18 protein-coding genes are annotated in these 17,204 nt (G+C 71.5%); 15 read left to right on the top strand and 3 right to left on the bottom strand.

What is annotated here, in order from left to right:
• Positions 1 to 24: 24 nt before the first annotated feature.
• Entirely contained in the window at positions 25 to 411 is a 387-nt protein-coding gene (locus ACWEF6_RS02195; protein WP_449681199.1) for a hypothetical protein, read from the top strand.
• Here the strand turns inward: ACWEF6_RS02195 and ACWEF6_RS02190 are convergent.
• Together ACWEF6_RS02190 and ACWEF6_RS02185 are read right to left on the bottom strand one after the other, a co-directional pair.
• A complete protein-coding gene (locus ACWEF6_RS02190) occupies positions 408 to 1,241 on the bottom strand; it encodes an ABC transporter permease (protein ID WP_449681198.1) in 834 nt (277 codons plus the stop codon). The two genes, ACWEF6_RS02195 and ACWEF6_RS02190, sit on opposite strands and share 4 nt — an antisense overlap.
• Positions 1,238 to 2,167, bottom strand: a complete 930-nt coding sequence (locus ACWEF6_RS02185) for an ATP-binding cassette domain-containing protein (RefSeq protein WP_310967220.1) — start codon at positions 2,165 to 2,167, stop codon at positions 1,238 to 1,240. The genes ACWEF6_RS02190 and ACWEF6_RS02185 overlap by 4 nt, the downstream gene beginning before the upstream one ends.
• A gap of 251 nt (positions 2,168 to 2,418) precedes the next feature.
• Here ACWEF6_RS02185 and ACWEF6_RS02180 point away from each other — a divergent pair, with 251 nt between their 5' ends.
• From ACWEF6_RS02180 to ACWEF6_RS02115, 14 genes are all read left to right on the top strand, one after another.
• The gene (locus ACWEF6_RS02180) at positions 2,419 to 3,978 is read left to right on the top strand and encodes a DUF6801 domain-containing protein (protein ID WP_449681197.1); all 1,560 of its coding nucleotides are present in this window, start codon (positions 2,419 to 2,421) and stop codon (positions 3,976 to 3,978) included.
• A 5-nt stretch (positions 3,979 to 3,983) separates the two neighbouring features.
• A complete protein-coding gene (locus ACWEF6_RS02175) occupies positions 3,984 to 4,706 on the top strand; it encodes a hypothetical protein (RefSeq protein ID WP_449681196.1) in 723 nt (240 codons plus the stop codon).
• Positions 4,703 to 5,488 carry an MlaE family ABC transporter permease gene (locus tag ACWEF6_RS02170; RefSeq protein ID WP_310967226.1) on the top strand — a complete coding sequence of 262 codons (786 nt, stop codon included), beginning with the start codon at positions 4,703 to 4,705 and terminating at the stop codon, positions 5,486 to 5,488. Before ACWEF6_RS02175 ends, ACWEF6_RS02170 begins: the two co-directional genes overlap by 4 nt.
• Positions 5,489 to 6,304, top strand: coding sequence for an MlaE family ABC transporter permease (locus tag ACWEF6_RS02165; protein WP_449681195.1), 816 nt, complete (start codon positions 5,489 to 5,491; stop codon positions 6,302 to 6,304).
• Complete coding sequence (locus ACWEF6_RS02160) at positions 6,301 to 7,497, top strand: MCE family protein (protein ID WP_449681194.1); 1,197 nt, start codon at positions 6,301 to 6,303, stop codon at positions 7,495 to 7,497. Before ACWEF6_RS02165 ends, ACWEF6_RS02160 begins: the two co-directional genes overlap by 4 nt.
• Positions 7,494 to 8,510, top strand: a complete 1,017-nt coding sequence (locus ACWEF6_RS02155; RefSeq protein WP_449681193.1) for an MCE family protein — start codon at positions 7,494 to 7,496, stop codon at positions 8,508 to 8,510. Before ACWEF6_RS02160 ends, ACWEF6_RS02155 begins: the two co-directional genes overlap by 4 nt.
• Positions 8,507 to 9,502 carry an MCE family protein gene (locus tag ACWEF6_RS02150; RefSeq protein WP_449681192.1) on the top strand — a complete coding sequence of 332 codons (996 nt, stop codon included), beginning with the start codon at positions 8,507 to 8,509 and terminating at the stop codon, positions 9,500 to 9,502. The genes ACWEF6_RS02155 and ACWEF6_RS02150 overlap by 4 nt, the downstream gene beginning before the upstream one ends.
• Positions 9,502 to 10,500 (top strand): MCE family protein, encoded by a 999-nt coding sequence (locus ACWEF6_RS02145; RefSeq protein ID WP_449681191.1) that lies wholly within the window; start codon positions 9,502 to 9,504, stop codon positions 10,498 to 10,500. The genes ACWEF6_RS02150 and ACWEF6_RS02145 overlap by 1 nt, the downstream gene beginning before the upstream one ends.
• On the top strand, positions 10,497 to 11,468 hold the full coding sequence (locus ACWEF6_RS02140) for an MCE family protein (RefSeq protein WP_449681190.1): 972 nt from the start codon (positions 10,497 to 10,499) through the stop codon (positions 11,466 to 11,468). The genes ACWEF6_RS02145 and ACWEF6_RS02140 overlap by 4 nt, the downstream gene beginning before the upstream one ends.
• A complete protein-coding gene (locus ACWEF6_RS02135; RefSeq protein WP_449681189.1) occupies positions 11,468 to 12,574 on the top strand; it encodes an MlaD family protein in 1,107 nt (368 codons plus the stop codon). The genes ACWEF6_RS02140 and ACWEF6_RS02135 overlap by 1 nt, the downstream gene beginning before the upstream one ends.
• A gap of 2 nt (positions 12,575 to 12,576) precedes the next feature.
• On the top strand, positions 12,577 to 13,068 hold the full coding sequence (locus ACWEF6_RS02130; protein WP_449681257.1) for a hypothetical protein: 492 nt from the start codon (positions 12,577 to 12,579) through the stop codon (positions 13,066 to 13,068).
• Positions 13,069 to 13,202: 134 nt separating this feature from the next.
• Positions 13,203 to 13,679 (top strand): hypothetical protein, encoded by a 477-nt coding sequence (locus ACWEF6_RS02125; RefSeq protein ID WP_449681188.1) that lies wholly within the window; start codon positions 13,203 to 13,205, stop codon positions 13,677 to 13,679.
• 17 nt (positions 13,680 to 13,696) lie between these two features.
• On the top strand, positions 13,697 to 14,869 hold the full coding sequence (locus ACWEF6_RS02120; RefSeq protein ID WP_449681187.1) for an AMP-binding protein: 1,173 nt from the start codon (positions 13,697 to 13,699) through the stop codon (positions 14,867 to 14,869).
• Positions 14,866 to 15,990: a KR domain-containing protein gene (locus ACWEF6_RS02115; protein WP_449681186.1), complete on the top strand. Its 1,125-nt coding sequence runs from the start codon at positions 14,866 to 14,868 to the stop codon at positions 15,988 to 15,990. Before ACWEF6_RS02120 ends, ACWEF6_RS02115 begins: the two co-directional genes overlap by 4 nt.
• A 7-nt stretch (positions 15,991 to 15,997) precedes the next feature.
• Here the strand turns inward: ACWEF6_RS02115 and ACWEF6_RS02110 are convergent, their stop codons facing one another.
• The gene (locus ACWEF6_RS02110; protein WP_449681185.1) at positions 15,998 to 17,194 is read right to left on the bottom strand and encodes a PucR family transcriptional regulator; all 1,197 of its coding nucleotides are present in this window, start codon (positions 17,192 to 17,194) and stop codon (positions 15,998 to 16,000) included.
• Positions 17,195 to 17,204: the final 10 nt, after the last annotated feature.

Here is a 17,204-nt window from a genome sequence, read left to right as displayed (position 1 = left end):
CAGCGAAGAGAATCGAGGGAAATCATGGCTGAAGTTGCCGATTTTGTCGTCATCGACCGGAACGAAGTCGAGCAGTCGGTCGGCGGCAAGTGGAAGTCGCCGCCGTTCGCCACCGGAGCGAGGAACATCCTCAAGGCCGACGGTGTCGAGCGGAACAATGCTTGCATCACACTCACCTTCAGCGTGCACAAGGACGCGCCGCACGGCTTCAGTGCCATCCGCATCATCGTGAACGATCACCCACTTCCGCAACTGGTGCAGGGCAAAGCGGACTCCTACAACACGATCGCGTCGGCGTTCCCCGCATCGCACCTGAAGAGCGGGGGCGGGAACGTGGTCGAACTGCACGCGCAGAACGAGAACCCGTTCGTGGTCCGGCACGTCATCGTTCAGTTCCGCCAGAACACCTAGCTGCGGGCGCGGAAGGTGCGGGCGGCCAGGAAGCTGCCCGCCACCGCGGCCACCGCGGCGATCACCAAGGCCGTCAACACCGACCAGCCGATCGGCCGGCCCAAAGCCAGCGCCCGCGTCGCGTCGATCGCGTACGTCAACGGGTTCACCGCCGAAACCGCGCGGACCCACGCCGGCATCGTGTCCAGCGGCATGTACGCGCTCGACGAGAACATCAGCGGGAACATCACCACGAACGACGCCGCCTGGAGCGTCTCCGCCTTGCGCAGCCACGTCGTGATCGCCACGAACACCCAGCTCAGGCACCAGCCGACCACCAGCGTCAGCACCAACGCCAAGCCCAGGCCGACCACGCCGCCCGCCGGGCGGAAGCCCAGGAACGCCACGCTCGCCAGGGCCGTCACCGCCAGCTGGACGCCCAGCCGCGCCGAGTCCGCCAGGGTGCGGGCCACCAGGACCGAGAACAGCGAGATCGGCAGGCAGCGCAGGCGGCCGGTGAAGCCGCCGTAGATCTCCGCCAGGAGGCCCGCCCCCGAGCTCATCGCCGTCGTCATCGCGATGTTGACCAGCGTCGCCGGCACCAGGAAGTTCACGTAACCCTGGTAGGCCGCGACCCCCGGTAGGGCGCCGACGCCGCTGAACACCTGGCTGAACAGCAACAGCAGCACGATCGGCTGCAGCAGGCCGAAGAAGACCAGCCGGCGGTCGCCGAACGCCGTGCGCAGCGATCGGGCCGTCAGGACGCGGACCTGCGTCCAGAAGCCCGATTCCGGCCACGCCGCCGGATCGGCCAGCGCGGCGACCGCCGCGTGGTGGCGGGACTGCGTCACGATGCCGCCCGGTGCAGCGAAAGGTAGACGTCGTCGAGCGTCGGCTCGGTCACCGTCAGGTCGCGCAGGGGTGCGCCCGCCGCGTCGAGGGCGCGGACCACCACCGGGATGTCGCCCGGGCCGGAGAGCGGCACCGTCAGCACCAGCCCGGCGCGGCCGGCCGCGAGACCGAGGCGTGCCAACGCGTCCGCCGCGCGCCGCAGCGCCAGTTCGGTGCCGAACGTGCAGGTCGCGGTGCGGGTGCCGAGCCGGGCCTTCAGCTGCGCCGGCGTCCCCGACACCGTGATGTGCCCGAAGCCGAGGACGACGACGTGGTCGGCCAGCCGGTCCGCCTCCTCGAGGTACTGGGTGGTGAGCACGACCGTGGTGCCGCGCGCCGCGAGGCCCTCGACGATCGACCACAGCCCGGCCCGGCTCACCGGGTCCAGGCCGGTGGTCGGCTCGTCGAGGAAGAGCACCTGCGGCGCGCCGACCAGGCCCGCGGCCAGGTCCAGCCGGCGCCGCATCCCGCCGGAGTACGTCCCGGCCGGGCGGTCGGCCGCGTCTTCGAGGCCGAAGGCGGCGATCAGTTCGGTGGCGCGCGCGAGCGCCTGCCGCGGTTTCGCGCCCAGCAGCCGGGCGATCAGCACGAGGTTCCCGCGGCCGGACAGCGTGTCGTCGACCGCGGCGAACTGCCCGGTCACCCCGATCCGCCGCCGGACCGCGCGGCCGCGCTGCACGACGTCGTAACCGCAGACGCGGGCCGTGCCGGCGCTCGGCCGGACGCGGGTGCTGAGGATGTCGATCAAGGTGGTCTTCCCGGCGCCGTTGTGGCCGAGGACCGCCAGCACCGCGCCGCGGGCGACGGTGAGGCTGATCCCGGCGAGCGCAGTGACTTCGCCGTACTGTTTCGCGAGGTCCGTCACGGCGATGACCGGCTGGGGCATGGCCGCTCCTTTCCTGCCTCGCAAAAGGTATCGGGACCGGGCCGTCGCGATCAAGAACTCCGCCGCCATTCGCCGGGCACGTGACAATTTTTGCGGAATCGGATCGCACCTGCGTGACAAGGGCTGACCTGCGTGACCCTTCCGGGCACAGGCGATCCCTCGCGCGTGACAAAGAATCGGAAGCGGCTTGTTCACCCGGAAACACGGAGGTAGCTTTGCCGAAATTTCCCCATTTCCCGAGGTGACGACCCGTGAAGTTTTCGTGGAAGTCGAGAAAGCCCGCCTTCGGCCTGGCCGCCGCGACCGCAGCGGCGGTCGCGGCGACCGTCGCGCTCGTCGGGGCGGGCCCGAGCCAGGCCGCGCCGGTGAGCCTGACGCTCAACTACAACTGCCCGTTCCCGCTGATCGGCGACCAGGTGCTGTCGGTGAAGATCGACACCAACCTGCCCGACAACGCCGTCGCGGGCGCGTCGTCGACCCCCATCACCTTCGACGTCGACGTCACCGTGCCGGAGACCGCCACCGAGGGCCTCGCCCTGGTCGGCGCCACTTCGCTGGACGGCTCGGCGAAGGCCGCGGCCGTGCTCAAGTACCCGGTCGACAAGACGCTGAACCTGAACCTCCCGCTGACGATCGCCTCGACGCCGGTGCCGCCTTCGGGCGCGTTCCACGTCAAGAGCAGCGGCAAGGCGCCGGCGGTGACGTTCCCCAGCCCCGGCACCGCGTCGGTGACGGTCGGGAACTTCAGCACGACGATGACCCCGCGCACCGCGGACGGCCAGCCGACCGACCTCGGCACGTTCACCTCGGACTGCGTCGCGGTCCCGGGCCAGAACCAGCAGCTGGGCACGTTCGAGATCAAGCCGGCGGGCGGCACGACGACGCCGACCACCCCGACCACGCCCACGACGCCGACCACCCCGACGACGGAGCCGACGACTCCCACGACGGAGCCGACGACGCCGACCACGGAGCCGACGACCCCGACGACGGAACCGACCACTCCGACCACGGAGCCGACGACCCCGACGACGGAGCCCACAACACCGACGACGGAGCCCACGACTCCGACCACTCCCACGACCGAGCCGACGACCCCGACGACCCCGACGACGGAGCCCACGACGCCGACGACCGAGCCGACGACCCCGACGACGGAACCCACGACGCCGACGACGGAACCCACGACGCCGACCACGGAGCCGACGACCCCGACGACGGAACCGACCACCCCGACGACCGAGCCCACCACCCCGACCACCCAGCCGACGACCCCGAGCACCACGCCGACGAACCCGCCGGGCGGCGTCGAGGTCAAGTACTCCCTGCAGGGCAAGTCGGTCCTCAAGCAGCTGCACGCCACGCTGCCGCTCGGCCCGGGCACCCTGGACGCCAAGCTCGACGCGGCCTCCGGCAAGTTCGGCGCCCAGCTCGTGCTGCCGAAGTCCGACGTCCACTTCCGCGTCCTCGGCTTCATCCCGGCGTCCGCGACGGTGAAGCTCGACCAGGTCGGCGCGATCACCGGCACCCTCACCGCCGGTGCGGTCAAGGCGAACGCCCAGGTCGACGTCCAGCTCACCAAGGTCCGCGTGTTCGGCTTCCCGATCCTGTCGTCGAAGTCGTGCCACACGGTCAAGCCCGCGGACGTGCCGCTCGTTTCGGCGCCCGGCTTCGACCCGCTCAAGGGCGGCAAGCTGACCGCGACCTACGGCATCCCGCAGTTCACCGGCTGCGGCTTCCTCACCGGCCTGATCACCGGTATCACCTCCGGCCCCGGCAACAAGCTGGACGTGAACCTCACCAAGAAGTGAACTCGATGAAGCTGATCCGTTCCTCCCTGCCGCTCGTGCTGGCAGTGGCCGCGTTCTCGCTCGGCGCCGCGCAAGCCGCGCCGGGCGAGAACGCCCCAGCGGTGCAGGCGGCCACGCAGATCCCGTTCGGCTTCACCCTCGGGGACGCGCAGCAGCCGACCACGAGCCACGTGGCCAAGCTCGGCTCCGACATCGCCTTCCCGCCGGGCACCTTCGACGGCGCGCTGGGCGGCCTCACGAGCACCGTACCGATCACCGGCAAGCTGGCCATCCCGCCGGCGGACGGCTACTTCGTCGCGTTCCGGTTCATGCCCACCACCGGCCGGGTCGAGATCGTCCCGGACGGCGACGCGAGCGGGACGGCGACCGTCCACACGGGCAAGGACAAGGACTGCAAGGCCACGCAGACCAACATCTGCGCCGACACGGACGTGACCGCGAAGGTGTTCATCAAGCTCTCCGACGTGCGGGTGGACGGCAAACCCCTCGACGTCGGCCCGGACTGCCGCACCGCCCAGCCCGCGGCGGTCACCATCAAGGCGCTGGTGCCGATCTCGCTGCCCGCGCCGCCGGTGAAGGTGACGTCGACCTTCACCACACCGGAGTTCGCCGGGTGCGTCGGCCACGAGGACGTCAGCCGGCTGCTCACCGGCCTGGTTTCCGGGCCGGGCAACACCTTCGTCTCGAACCTCCAGCTGCGCTGCTTCAGCACCGGGTGCAAGCCATGACGATCCAGGTGCAGGAGAAGGCCGCGAACGGCCTGCGCGAGTTCGGCCGGATGTGCGCGATGGGTCTCGACGTCCTGCTCGCCATGCTCCGCCGCCCGTACCAGGTGCGGGAGTTCGTCCAGCAGTTCTGGTTCATCGCCAGCGTGTCCATCACCCCGGCGATCCTGGTGTCGATCCCGTTCGGCGCGGTCATCTCGCTGCAGCTCGGCTCGCTGACCAGCCAGATCGGCGCCCAGCAGTTCAACGGCGCGGCGAGCGTCCTGGCCGTGGTGCAGCAGGCCAGCCCGATCGTGACGACGCTGATCATCGCCGGCGCGGGCGGCAGCGCCATCTGCGCCGACCTCGGCGCCCGCAGCATCCGCGAGGAGATCGCCGCGATGGAGGTGCTCGGCGTCTCGCCCATCCACCGGCTGGTCGTGCCGCGCGTGCAGGCCGCCGTCGGGGTGTCCGTGCTGCTCAACGGCCTGGTCAGCGTGGTGGGCGTGCTCGGCGGCTACTTCTTCAACGTGATCGTCCAGGGCGGCACCCCCGGCGCCTACCTGGCCAGCTTCAACGCCCTCGCGCAGCTGCCCGACCTCGTCGTCAGCTCGATCAAGGCCGTCATCTTCGGCTACCTCGCCGGGGTCGTCGCGGCCTACCGCGGCCTGAACCCGAAGGGCGGGCCCAAGGGCGTCGGCGACGTCGTCAACCAGTCCGTCGTCATCACGTTCCTGCTGCTGTTCTTCGTCAACACCGTGCTCACCGCGCTGTACCTGCAGCTCGTCCCGGCGAAGGGAACCTGAGTGGCCATCCTCGGCAAACCCGGCGACCGGCTGTTCGACCTCGGCGACCAGCTGCTCTTCTACGCCCGCGCGCTCGCCGCCGTCCCGCTCGCCGTCACCCGCTACTTCCGCGAAGTCGTGCGGCTGCTGGCCGAGGTGACGTTCGGCAGCGGCGCGCTCGCGGTGATCGGCGGCACGATCGGCGTGATGGTCGGGCTGTGCGTGTTCACCGGCGTCACCGTGGGCCTGCAGGGCTTCAGCGCGCTGAACCAGATCAACATCTCGGCGATGACCGGCTTCCTGACGGCGTACTTCAACACGCGCGAGATCGCGCCGCTGGTCGCCGGGCTCGCGCTGTCGTCCACTGTGGGCAGTGGGTTCACCGCGCAGCTCGGCGCGATGCGGATCTCCGAAGAGATCGACGCCCTCGAAGTGATGGCCGTGCGGAGCATGCCGTACCTGGTCACCACCCGGATCGTCGCCGGGTTCATCGCGATCATCCCGCTGTACGTCATCGGCCTGCTGATCTCCTACCTCGGCTCACGGCTCACCACGGTCGTTTTCTTCGGACAGTCCGGCGGCACGTACGACCACTACTTCACGCTGTTCCTGCCGCCCGGCGACGTGCTGTGGTCGTTCGGCAAGGTGCTCGTCTTCAGCGTCGGCGTGATCCTGACGCACTGCTTCTTCGGCTACCGCGCGAGCGGCGGGCCGGCCGGGGTCGGTGTCGCGGTCGGCCGGGCGGTGCGGACGTCGATCGTGCTGATCAGCGTGCTCGACCTGTTCCTGTCGCTGGCCATCTGGGGTGCGACGACCACGGTGAAGGTGTCCGGATGAGCCGGTTCCGCACGCAGCTCGCCGGGGTCGCCTTCCTCGGCGTGCTGGTCCTGCTCGGCTGGCTCGCGGTGGCGATCTACGACAAGGACTTCGACGACGCCGAGCTGGTGACGCTGCGGGCGGACCGCGTCGGCAACCAGCTCGCGCCGACCGCGGAGGTCAAGGTCAAGGGCGTCCCGTTCGGCGAGGTCCGGGCGGTGCGCAGCACCCGCGCGGGCGCCGAGATCGACCTCGCGCTCGACCCGGCGAAGATCGGGCTGCTGCCGGGGAACGTGTCCGCGCGGCTGCTGCCGAAGACGGTGTTCGGCGAGCGGTACGTCAACCTCGTGCTGCCGGACAGTCCACAAGGGAAGCTCCGGGCCGGTGACGTGATCGCCCAGGACCGGTCCAGCAACGCCATCGAGCTGGAACGCGTGCTCGGCGACCTGCTCCCGCTCCTGCGCGCGGTCCAGCCGCAGAAGCTGAACAGCTCGCTCGGCGCGATCTCCCAGGCCCTCGACAACCGCGGCAAGCCCCTCGGCGACAGCATCGTGCAGCTGCAGGACCTCCTGGGCCAGGTGAACCCGCTGATGCCGCAGTTCAAGGCCGACATCACCGCGCTGGCCGACGCATCCGACGTCTACACGAAGGCCGCGCCGGACATCCTGCAGGCGCTGAGCGACCTGTCGACGACCGCGAAGACCATTGTGGACACTCGCGCGGACCTCGACAACCTCTACGCGAGCGTCACCAGTGCCACCGGGCACCTCAACGACTTCCTGCGCAAGAACAAGGACAACCTCATCGGTGTCTCGGCGGCCAGCCGGCCGGCGCTGGAGCTGCTGGCGCGCTACTCGCCCGAGTTCCCGTGCCTGTTCGACGCGGTCAACCGGCTCAAACCCCAGATGGAGAAGGCTCTCGGCAAGGGCACGAACGAACCGGGCCTGCACGTGACGCTCACCGTCCAGGACCCGCGCGAGAAGTACGTGCCCGGCCGGGACACCCCGCGGTTCGACGCCACCGGCGGGCCGAAGTGCTACGGCGGCGGCGCGGCGGCCGCAGGCCCGGCGGACGGCGACCTCGGCCCCGCGAACTCGCTGGGCGAACGCCAGCTGGTCGCGGAACTGCTGCGTCCGACGCTCGGTGAGGTGCCGGACTGGAGCAGTGTCCTCATCGGACCGGCGCTGCGCGGAACGGAGGTGACCGTCCGATGAGGAGCATCACCGGACCGGCCGTCAAGGGGCTGATCTTCTTCCTGGTCACCGCGGCCGCGACGGCCGTGCTCGCCGTCACCATCGCCAACTCGAACGTCGGCGCGACCATCGGCTACACCGCCCGTTTCACCGACGCGACCTCGGTCAACCCCGGCGACGAGGTGCGGATGGCCGGCGTCCGGATCGGCCAGGTCGACTCGGTGCGGGTCGTCGAACACCGGCTCGCCGACGTCGAGTTCTCGGTCGGCCGCACGCACCGGCTCACCGCGTCGGCGTCAATCACCATCCGCTACCGCAACCTGGTCGGCCAGCGGTACCTCGCGGTCGACCCCGGCGCCACCGACACCTCGCCGACGCTGGCCGAAGGCGCACAGATCCCCCTGGACCGGACCAGGCCGGCGCTCGACCTCACGGCGCTGTTCAACGGCTTCAAGCCGCTCTTCCAGGCGCTGTCACCCAACGACGTCAACCAGCTGTCCTTCGAGATCATCCAGGTCCTGCAGGGGGAGGGCAGCACGATCGACAGCCTGCTGCGGCACACCGCGTCGCTGACCTCCACCCTGGCCGGGAAGGACGCCCTGATCGGCCAGGTGATCGGGAACCTCAACACCGTCCTCGACACGCTGAACGCCCAAGGCGACCAGTTCGACACGCTCGTCGACACCACCGCCCAGCTGGTCACCGGCCTCGCCGCGGACGCCAAGCCGATCGGGCAGGCCATCGGCGGCCTCGGCGAACTGACCACCGCGACGGCCGGGCTGCTCGACCAGGGCCGCCGTCCGCTCAAGGACAGCGTCGCCGCGCTCGGCGACCTGTCGAAGAACCTGGCCGACAACACCCCGGTGTTCCAGCAGTTCATCGACAACCTCCCGAAGAAGCTGGACCGGATCGGCACGCTCTTCTCCTACGGTTCGTGGGCGAACTTCTACCTCTGTTCGGTGCAGACCGACGCGAAACCGGCCCCGGGCGGACCACCACCGGGCATCCCCGTCACGGCTGCGAGGTGCCGGTGAAACCGTTCCGCAGCCGCAACCCGATCGCCGTCGGCGCGGTGACCGCGCTGGTCATGGCCCTGATCGGCAGTGCCACCTTCTTCTCCGACGACCTGCCGCTCATCGGCGGCGGCACCACCTACAAAGCCGAGTTCCGCGAGGCGGCCGGGCTCAAGCCGAACGACGAAGTCAGGGTGGCCGGGGTGAAGGTCGGCGAGGTCACCGACGTCCGGCTGGCCGGCGACCACGTCGAGGTGCTGTTCCGGGTCCGCGACACCTGGGTCGGCAACCGGACCACGGCGGCGATCAAGATCAAGACATTGCTGGGACAGAAGAACCTGGTGCTCGACCCGGTCGGCAACGCGGAGCTGAACCCCGACCAGCCGATCCCGGCCGAACGCACCAGCTCGCCCTACGACGTCACCGCCGTGTTCAACGACCTGGCGAGCACGGTCGGCGCCATCGACACCGACCAGCTCGCGCAGGCGTTCCGGGTGCTGTCCGACACGCTCGGCGCGTCCGCTCCCAGCGACGTCAAAACGGCCTTCAACGGGATCGCGGCCCTGTCTCAGACGCTGGCTTCCCGGGACGAAGAACTGGTGAAGCTGTTCCAGAACACCAACCAGGTCTCGAAAACGCTCGGTCAGCGGTCCGACCAGATCCAGGCGCTGATCCGCGACGGCAACACCCTGCTCACCGAACTCAACGCCCGCAAGGACGCCATCGCGAAGCTGTTCACCGGCATCAAGAACCTTTCGATCCAGCTGCGCGGGCTGGTCGCGGACAACCAGAAGACGCTCGGGCCGGCCCTCGACCAGCTCGAGCGCGTGGCGACGGTGCTGCAGCAGAACCAGGGGAAGCTGGAGGACAGCCTCCGCCTGGCCGGCCCGTTCTACCGGCTGCTCGGCAACGCCGTGGGCAACGGCCGGTGGATCGACACCTACATCTGCGGGCTGATCCCCACCGGCACCACGCCGGGCAGCTGCCAGCCACCGAAGAACGGGGGACGCTGATGGCCCACCAGCTGATCGACCTGGGCGCCGAGGCGCGCCGGCGAACGCGATTGCGGGCCCTCGCGCTCGGTGTCGTGCTCGCGCTCGTCGTCTCGGCCGCCTGGCCGGTCGTGACCGCACCGGCCGAGCGGACGCTGACCGCGTACTTCACCGCCGCCGTCGGGATCTACCCGAACTCGGACGTCCGCGTCCTCGGCGTCGCGATCGGCTCGGTGTCCAAAGTGGAACCCAACGGCACCGACGTCAAGGTGACCATGACCCTGAAGCCCGGGGTCCAGCTGCCGGCGGACGCCGGGGCCGTCGTCATCACGCCGAGCCTGGTCGCCGACCGGTACGTGCAGCTCACACCCGTCTACCGCGGCGGGCCGCAGCTGCCCGACGGCGCGTCGATCCCGCGGGGGCGCACGGCGACCCCGGTCGAGGTCGACGACCTGCTGCACAGTCTCAACCAGCTGATGTCCGCGCTCGGGCCGCAGGGCGCCAACAAGGACGGCGCGGTCAGCGAGGTGCTGACCCGGTCGGCGGACTACCTGAACGGCACCGGGCAGACCATCGGCACGGCCATCAAGAACCTCGGCGAGTTCGCGCGCGCAGCGAGCGACTCGAAGGACGACCTGTTCGGTTCGGTCGACAACATCAGCAAGTTCACCGCGATGCTCGCCGCCAACGACGGCCAGGTCAAGCAGGCCATCGCGCAGATCGCTTCACTGAGCAAGGTGCTGGCCGACCAGCGTGACCAGTTCTCCGGCGCGCTGACCGAACTGACCCAGGCGCTGAGCGTCGTGCAGGGGTTCATCAAGGACAACCGGGGGCGCGTTCAGTCCGATGTGGACAAACTCGCGGAGGTCACCAAGGTGCTGGTGAACCAGAAGGACTCGCTTTCCGAAGCACTGCAGGCGGCCCCGAACGCCCTGACGAACCTCCTGGGCGCCTACGACCAGGCGAACGGGACCATCGACGGCCGCGGCAACCTCCTCGAATTCGCGGAGCCGAAATGAGATCCCTCGTCAAGCTGGCCGCGGTCGTGACGCTCGCGCTGGTCACCACCGGCTGCGGCAGCGGCGTGAGCGTCTACGACATCCCGCTGCCGGGCGGCGCCGCGCTCGGCGACCACCCGATCCACGTGACCGCGGGCTTCACGAACGTGCTGGACCTGGTCCCGCAGTCCGGGGTCAAGGTCAACGACGTCCCGGTCGGGCAGGTCGTCAAGGTCGAGCTGGCGCCCGACGGGCACAGCGCGGTCGTCGAACTGCTGCTCAACGGCGACGTCGACCTGCCCGGCAACGCCGTCGCCCGGCTGCGGCAGGCGAGCATCCTCGGCGAGAAGTTCGTCGAACTCGCCCCGCCGGGCGACGCGACACCGTCGGGCCGGCTGCTCGACGGCGCCACCATCCCCCTGGACCAGTCGACGTTGACGCCCGAGATCGAGGAGGTCTTCGGCGCGTTGTCGCTGCTGCTCAACGGCGGCGGTGTCGCGCAGGTCCAGAACATCAGCCACGAGCTGAACGACGCCCTCGGGGGCAAGGAGACCGCGGCGCGCTCCCTGATGTCCAATTTGGACACGTTTGTGAAGGGGCTCGACGAGCACCGCAACGAGATCACCCGGGCCATCGAGAGCGTCAACAAGCTCGCGGCGACGCTGAACGCGCACACCGACCGGATCACCACGACGCTGAACGGCCTGACGCCCGGCATCGGCGTGCTCAACCAGCAGCGCGAAGCACTCGTCGGGATGCTCAAGTCCCTGGACGGGCTGACCTCGGTCGCCGTCGACACGGTGAACCGCAGCAAGGACGACCTCGTCGCGGACCTGCGCGCGCTGGAGCCGGTGCTGCGGCGGCTGGCCGACTCCGGCGACAAACTGCCGAAGGCGATGGAGATGATCTTCACCTTCCCGTTCCCGGACGCGGCTCTGGACACCATCCGCGGCGACTACCTCAACGGGTTCCTGAAAGCAGGCCACTGATGCTGACCCGGTTCGTGCGCGTGCAGGTGACGATCTTCGTGGTCATCGCCGTCGTCGGCGTCGCCTACGTCGGGGCCACCTACGCGGGCCTCGACAAGGTGTTCTTCGACCGCGGCTACACCGTGACCGCCCGGTTCCCGACCGGCGGCGGCATCTTCACCAACGCCGAAGTCACCTACCGCGGCGTGCCGATCGGCCGCGTCGGCGAGCTGCGGCTCACCCCGGCCGGGATGGAAGCCGACCTCGAGATCGACTCCGGCACCGCACCCGTCCCGGCCGACACCGAAGCCGTCGTCGCCGACCGGTCGGCCGTCGGCGAGCAGTACGTCGACCTGCGGCCGCGGGTGGACAGCGGCCCGAAGCTGCACGACGGTTCGGTGATCACCCAGGCCGACACGAAGATCCCGCTGCCGGTCGACGTCGTCCTGTCGACAGTGGACTCCTTCGCGAACTCGGTGCCGAAGCCCGCCCTGCGCACGGTCGTCGACGAGCTGTACAACGCGACGTCCGACGCCGGCCCGGCGCTGGACCAGCTGGTCGGCCGCGGCATCGAGTTCGTGCAGGCGGCGAGCGCGCACGTCGCGCCGCTGACCCGGTTCGTCACCGACGCGCACACCGTGCTCGACACCCAGGTGCAGCAGGCCGGCGCGATCCGCGACTTCGGCGTCAACGCGAAACTGCTGGCGTCGACGCTGAAGGCGTCCGACGGCGACCTGCGGACCCTGATCCCGGCGGTGCCCGCGGCCGCGAACGAGGTCAGCGCGCTGATCCGCGACGCCGGGCCGAACCTCGGCGTGCTGTTGGCGAACCTGCTGACCACCGCGGACGTCCTGGAAGCGCGGCAGGACGGGATCCGCCAGCTGCTGATCACCGCACCGCAGGCGGTGGCCGCGGCCGGCACGATCGTCCGGCCGGACGGGGTCCACATCGGACTGTCGCTGACCTTCTTCGACCCACCGCCGTGCACCACCGGGTACCCGACGCCGTACCGCAACGGTCTGGACACGTCGGTCCGCCCGCTGAACACGGCCGCGCGCTGTGCGCTGCCGAAGGGCGACCCGACGAACGTGCGGGGTTCGCAGAACGCACCGGGAGGACGGCCGTGAGGATGCTTGTGTGGGTGGCCGCGGTCTTGGCGACCGTCGCGGCCGGGTGGTCGGGGTTCACCTGGTGGCAGGCGGCGCACGACGATGGCGTCGCGCGTGCGGTCGTCCGGGAAGAAGCCCTGCAGGAGGGCCGGACGGCGGTCGCCGGACTGACCACTTTGGACTACCGGCAGGCGGCACCCGGGTACCAGCACTGGCTGGACCTCTCCGGCGGCGCGCTGCACGACGAGCTGGCGGCCGACCGGCAGGGCAGCCTCGACCGGATCGCCCAGGCGAAGACCGTCACCACCGGGAAGGTGACCGACGCGGCGGTGACCGAAGTGGACACCGGGGCGGGAACGGCGAAGCTGATCGCCTCGGTCGAACTGGTCGTGGCGCCCGACGGCGGCGACGCCGTGACCAAACGCAACCGGTTCCAGGCCGACCTGACCCGCGAGCCGGGCGGCTGGCGCGTCACCGGCCTCGGCCAGGTACCCGTGGGGGAGGCACCGTGAAGACAGTGACGAAGAAGCGCCCGGTGAAGGTCGCCGGTCGCCACCACTCGGACCCGGACGGTCGTGAGTGGCAAGGCGGGTTAGAACCCGCGTTACCACTCACGACCACCGGGGCACGGCGGCGGGTGTGGGTGGTGCCCGCGGTGGTGGCCGTGCTCATGGCGGGCCTCGCGGTGTGGTTCGCCCTCGAAGCGCGGAGCACGCAGGCGGCGGTCGCGCACAACAGCGCGCTGTCCGATGTCGCCGGCACGGGTGAAGCCGCGAAGCAGGTCAGCGCGGCGCTCGGCACGGTCTTCTCCTACCGCTACGACGATCCGGCCAAGAGCGAACAGGCGGCGAAGGACGTCCTGACCGGGCCTGCGCTCGCGCAGTACGAACAGCTCTTCGGGCAGGTCCGGAAGCTGGCGGCCGAGCAGAAGCTCGTGGTGACGTCCACCGCCGTCGCGTCCGGGGTGAAGCTCCTCGACGGCGACCGCGCGGCGCTGCTGGTGTTCCTCGACCAGACCGGCACGCGCGGCGACGGCCAGCGGAGCACCGGCGCCGCCCAGTTGAGCGTCACGGCCGAGCGCGTCGCCGGGAAGTGGCGCGTCACCGGGATGTCCGCGGCCTGACCATGCGCGAGGACCCCATGACCCTCTCCGAGCTGCTGGCCGGACGCGCCGCGGCGGCGGCTGACGCGCCGGCCATGTCCTGGACCGCCCCGGCGGTCACCGTGACGTGGGCCGAGCTGGACCGGCGCGTCACCGCCATCGCCGCGGCCCTGCGCCGGGTTACCGAGCCGCGGCAGCGGGCGGCGATCCTCATCGAGCCGTCGCCCGACTACGTCGTCGCGTTCCTCGGCGCGCTGCGGGCCGGGCTGGTCGCCATCCCGGCGGGGCCGGATCGCCGGGCGAGTGTGCTCGCCGACGCCGAGCCGTCGATCGTGCTGGCGACCGCGGCCACCGTGCCCGCGATCCGGCGGTTCCTGGCCACTTTGGACACCTGCGGGCACCGGGTGCTCGCCGTGGACGGCGTTCCGGACGCGCCCGGCTTCACCTCGTATCCGGCGGTGCCCGACGACATCGCGTACCTGCAGTACCCGCGCGGGGTGATGGTCACGCACGCGAACGTCGTGGCCAATGCCCGGCAGGTGGCTCAGGTGGTGGGGCGGACCACCGTGGTGAGCCTGCCGCCGAGCGATCCGCTGGGGCTGGTGCTCGGGGTGGCGGTCCCGATCGTCACCGGCCGGCCCGTGGTGAACGACGCGGCCGCTCCCGCGGCGCTGCCGAGGTGTTACGTCGTCGCCGAAGCGACCGCTCTGGTCGCTTGTGGACGGCCGGTCGGCCAGCAGGTCGCGATCGTCGACCGCGACGGACGACGGGGGCCGGTCGGCGAAATCTGGGTCAGCGGGCCGAACGTCGCCCGCGGCTACTGGCGGCGGCCCGAGGAGTCCGCGCGGGTCTTCTGCGCCCGGATCGTCGGCGACGACGAGCCGCGATGGTGGCTGCGGACCGGTGACCAGGGTTTTCTGGACGCCTCGGGCGAGCTGTGCGTCACCGGCCGGAGCTTCGTCGCCGGGCACCGCCCGGAGGACCTCGAAGCGACGGCCGAGCAGGCGCACCCGGCGATCCGGCCGCGCGCGGCGTCGGCGTTCGCCGTACCCGGTGGCCAAGCCGTGGTGGTGCTCGAACTGGCCGACGGCGTCGTCCCGCCGCGCGGCGAGGTCGAGCGGGCGGTGCGGCATGCGGTGTCCACGCGGCACGGGCTGACGCTGCGCCGAGTCGTCGTGCTGCAGTCCTCCATCGGGGACGGCCTGTGGTGACCGGGCCGGCCGAGCGGGCGCTGTCACCGGGCGTCCCGTTCGCCACGTCGTCGTTCGAGGTGACCTGGCCGGAGGTGCCGTTGCCGCCTTTTTCGCCTGCTGGTCCGGGAGCGTGGCTGCTGCTCACCGACGAGCACCCGGCGGCGCTCGGCCGGGCCGTCGCGCTCGCCCTGGCCCTGGCCGCGGCGGGCGACGACGCGCTGTCGCTGCCGCGCGACGACCTCGGCGAGCTGCCCGGCTTCCTGGCCGAACGGCCGGTGCGCGGCGTGGTCTACCTCGCCGGGTCGCCGTACGCCTACCACGACCCGGAGGCCGCGCAGGAGCTGTTGCTCTCGGTGTCGTCGGTGGTCGCGCGGCTCGGCTTCGGCGTCCGGTTCCACCTGGTCACGCAGGCGGCGGGGGAGCCGGGGCTGGCGTTCCTGCGCGGGCTGGTGCGGGTGCTCGCGGTCGAGCGGCCGCAGCTGCGGGCGAGCCTGGTCGACGTCGACGCGCGGTCCGATGTGGACGTCCTCGTGCGCGAGCTGCGCTCGGACGCCCCGGACGACGAAGTCCGCTGGCGGCACGACGTCCGGTACGCGGCACGGCTGGCGCGCGTCCCGTTCGCGGCCGACGTGCCGACCGGGCCCGGCGCGTACGTGGTCACCGGCGGCCTCGGGCCCGCGGCCGCGCGGTGGCTGGCCGGGACGGGGGCCACCCGGATCGTCCTGTGTGGACGTCATGCGGGGGTGCCCGACGCGGTGGTGATCCCCGGCGACATCGCCGAGCCGGGGGTCGCGGAGCGGCTGGTCGCGGCCGCCGTCGCGGACGGCCTGCCCCTGCGGGGCATCATCCACGCGGCGGGCGTCCTCACCGACGACCCGTCGGCCGCCTGGCACCGCGGCGTCCTGGGCGCCCGCCGCCTCCACGAGGCGACGGCGGACACCCCACCGGACTGGTGGCTCCTGGCCACCTCGGCCGCGGCGTTGTTCGGCGCCCCGGGCGAAACCTCCCGCGCCACCGCCGACGCCTGGCTGGACGCCTTCGCCGCCTGGCGCCGCTCCCGTGGCCTCCCCGCCACGACCGTCCAGCTCGGCACCCCCCACCTCCCCGACCTCCCCCGCCCCTACTTCGCCACCCTCTGACACGGGGTCAGGGGAGGGTGGCGCGGAGGGCGAGGATCATCTCGAAGCGGTCGTCCGGGTTGCGGAGGCTCTCGGCGAACAGGGTCTCCAGCTCCTGGGCGCGGGCGCGGACCGTCTGGGGGTGGATCGCGAGGCGGTCGGCGACCTCGCGGACGTTGCCGCACGTCTCCAGCCAGGCGAGCAACGTCCCTGCCAGGCGGTTGTACTGCTTCGGGGTCAATGCCGTCAGCGGGGCGAGACGACGCCGGGACACCTCCGTCACCAGGAACGGCTCCTTGCGCAGCCACAGCGTCGCGAGGTGGTCTTCGCACCAGGTCAGCGGCTCGTCCGGGAGGACCTCCGCCGCCACCAGCCGCAACGCCTCCTGCGCCGTCGCCAGCGAGCGGCCCGCCTGGCGCGGGGGGACCGGCGGGCCCACCGCCGCCCGGTGGCCGGCCAGGGCCGCGGTCAGCGCACGCCGGTCCGCCGGGGCCGGCAGCAGCAGCCGCGGGGTGCCGTCTTCGAAGTCCTCCAGCGCGGCCAGCCCGGTGACGTCGGCGGGGCCGTCGAGCGCCACCGCGACGAGCCGGTGCGGCAACGGCCACTCCGCCGCCGTCGCCGCTTCCTGCACCGTCCGGGACGGCGACGGCGGGTCCGCCAGCAGCAGGTCCAGCAACCGGCGCCGGCGCCGTTCCAACGCGCCCGCCGCCCGCGCCTGGGCCGCCGCGTGCCCTTCGATCGACAACGCGGACAGCTCGTCGATGTAGGCGAAGATCGCCTCGGCCAGCAGGCACAGCGTCGCCGACGGGACGCCGGCCCGCGTCCCCACCTCCGCCATCCGCCGCCACGTCACCCGCGCGCCGACCCGGTACGCCGCCTGTAGGACGTCGAGGTTGCGGCCCTGCGCGAGCTCGTGCACGCCGAGCCCGACGAACACTCTGCGCCGCTCCTCCGGCAGCGGCCCGGACGCCGCGATCCGGTCGATGAACTGCAGGATCGCCGCCTGGACGCCGGCCCGCAGCGCCTTGCCGAACGCCCCGTCGAGGGGCCGCGCGTAGTCCGGGATGGTCCGCTGGATCTCGCGCAGCACCTCGTCGGCGACGTCCAGCAGCCGCGGCCGGAACACCGCCGCCAGCTCGCGGGGGAGCATCGCCCACAGCTGTCCCGGCCGGCCGTCGCCGCCGAGCATCGGTCCGAAGTTCGTTTCGACGGGCGGTCCCGTCATCGCCCACCCC

Source organism: Amycolatopsis sp. NPDC004772, assembly GCF_053601215.1.
The sequence above is the reverse complement of the archived record's forward strand: the minus strand, read 5'-3'. Positions and strand labels throughout refer to the sequence as shown.

Bases quoted from the DNA above. Each gene is read 5' to 3' on its own strand.
- ACWEF6_RS02195 (WP_449681199.1), top strand. From the start codon at position 25: ATGGCTGAAGTTGCCGATTTTGTCGTCATCGACCGGAACGAAGTCGAG.
- ACWEF6_RS02185 (WP_310967220.1), bottom strand. From the start codon at position 2,167: ATGCCCCAGCCGGTCATCGCCGTGACGGACCTCGCGAAACAGTACGGC.
- ACWEF6_RS02175 (WP_449681196.1), top strand. From the start codon at position 3,984: ATGAAGCTGATCCGTTCCTCCCTGCCGCTCGTGCTGGCAGTGGCCGCG.
- ACWEF6_RS02170 (WP_310967226.1), top strand. From the start codon at position 4,703: ATGACGATCCAGGTGCAGGAGAAGGCCGCGAACGGCCTGCGCGAGTTC.
- ACWEF6_RS02160 (WP_449681194.1), top strand. From the start codon at position 6,301: ATGAGCCGGTTCCGCACGCAGCTCGCCGGGGTCGCCTTCCTCGGCGTG.
- ACWEF6_RS02155 (WP_449681193.1), top strand. From the start codon at position 7,494: ATGAGGAGCATCACCGGACCGGCCGTCAAGGGGCTGATCTTCTTCCTG.
- ACWEF6_RS02145 (WP_449681191.1), top strand. From the start codon at position 9,502: ATGGCCCACCAGCTGATCGACCTGGGCGCCGAGGCGCGCCGGCGAACG.
- ACWEF6_RS02140 (WP_449681190.1), top strand. From the start codon at position 10,497: ATGAGATCCCTCGTCAAGCTGGCCGCGGTCGTGACGCTCGCGCTGGTC.
- ACWEF6_RS02135 (WP_449681189.1), top strand. From the start codon at position 11,468: ATGCTGACCCGGTTCGTGCGCGTGCAGGTGACGATCTTCGTGGTCATC.
- ACWEF6_RS02130 (WP_449681257.1), top strand. From the start codon at position 12,577: ATGCTTGTGTGGGTGGCCGCGGTCTTGGCGACCGTCGCGGCCGGGTGG.
- ACWEF6_RS02120 (WP_449681187.1), top strand. From the start codon at position 13,697: ATGACCCTCTCCGAGCTGCTGGCCGGACGCGCCGCGGCGGCGGCTGAC.
- ACWEF6_RS02110 (WP_449681185.1), bottom strand. From the start codon at position 17,194: ATGACGGGACCGCCCGTCGAAACGAACTTCGGACCGATGCTCGGCGGC.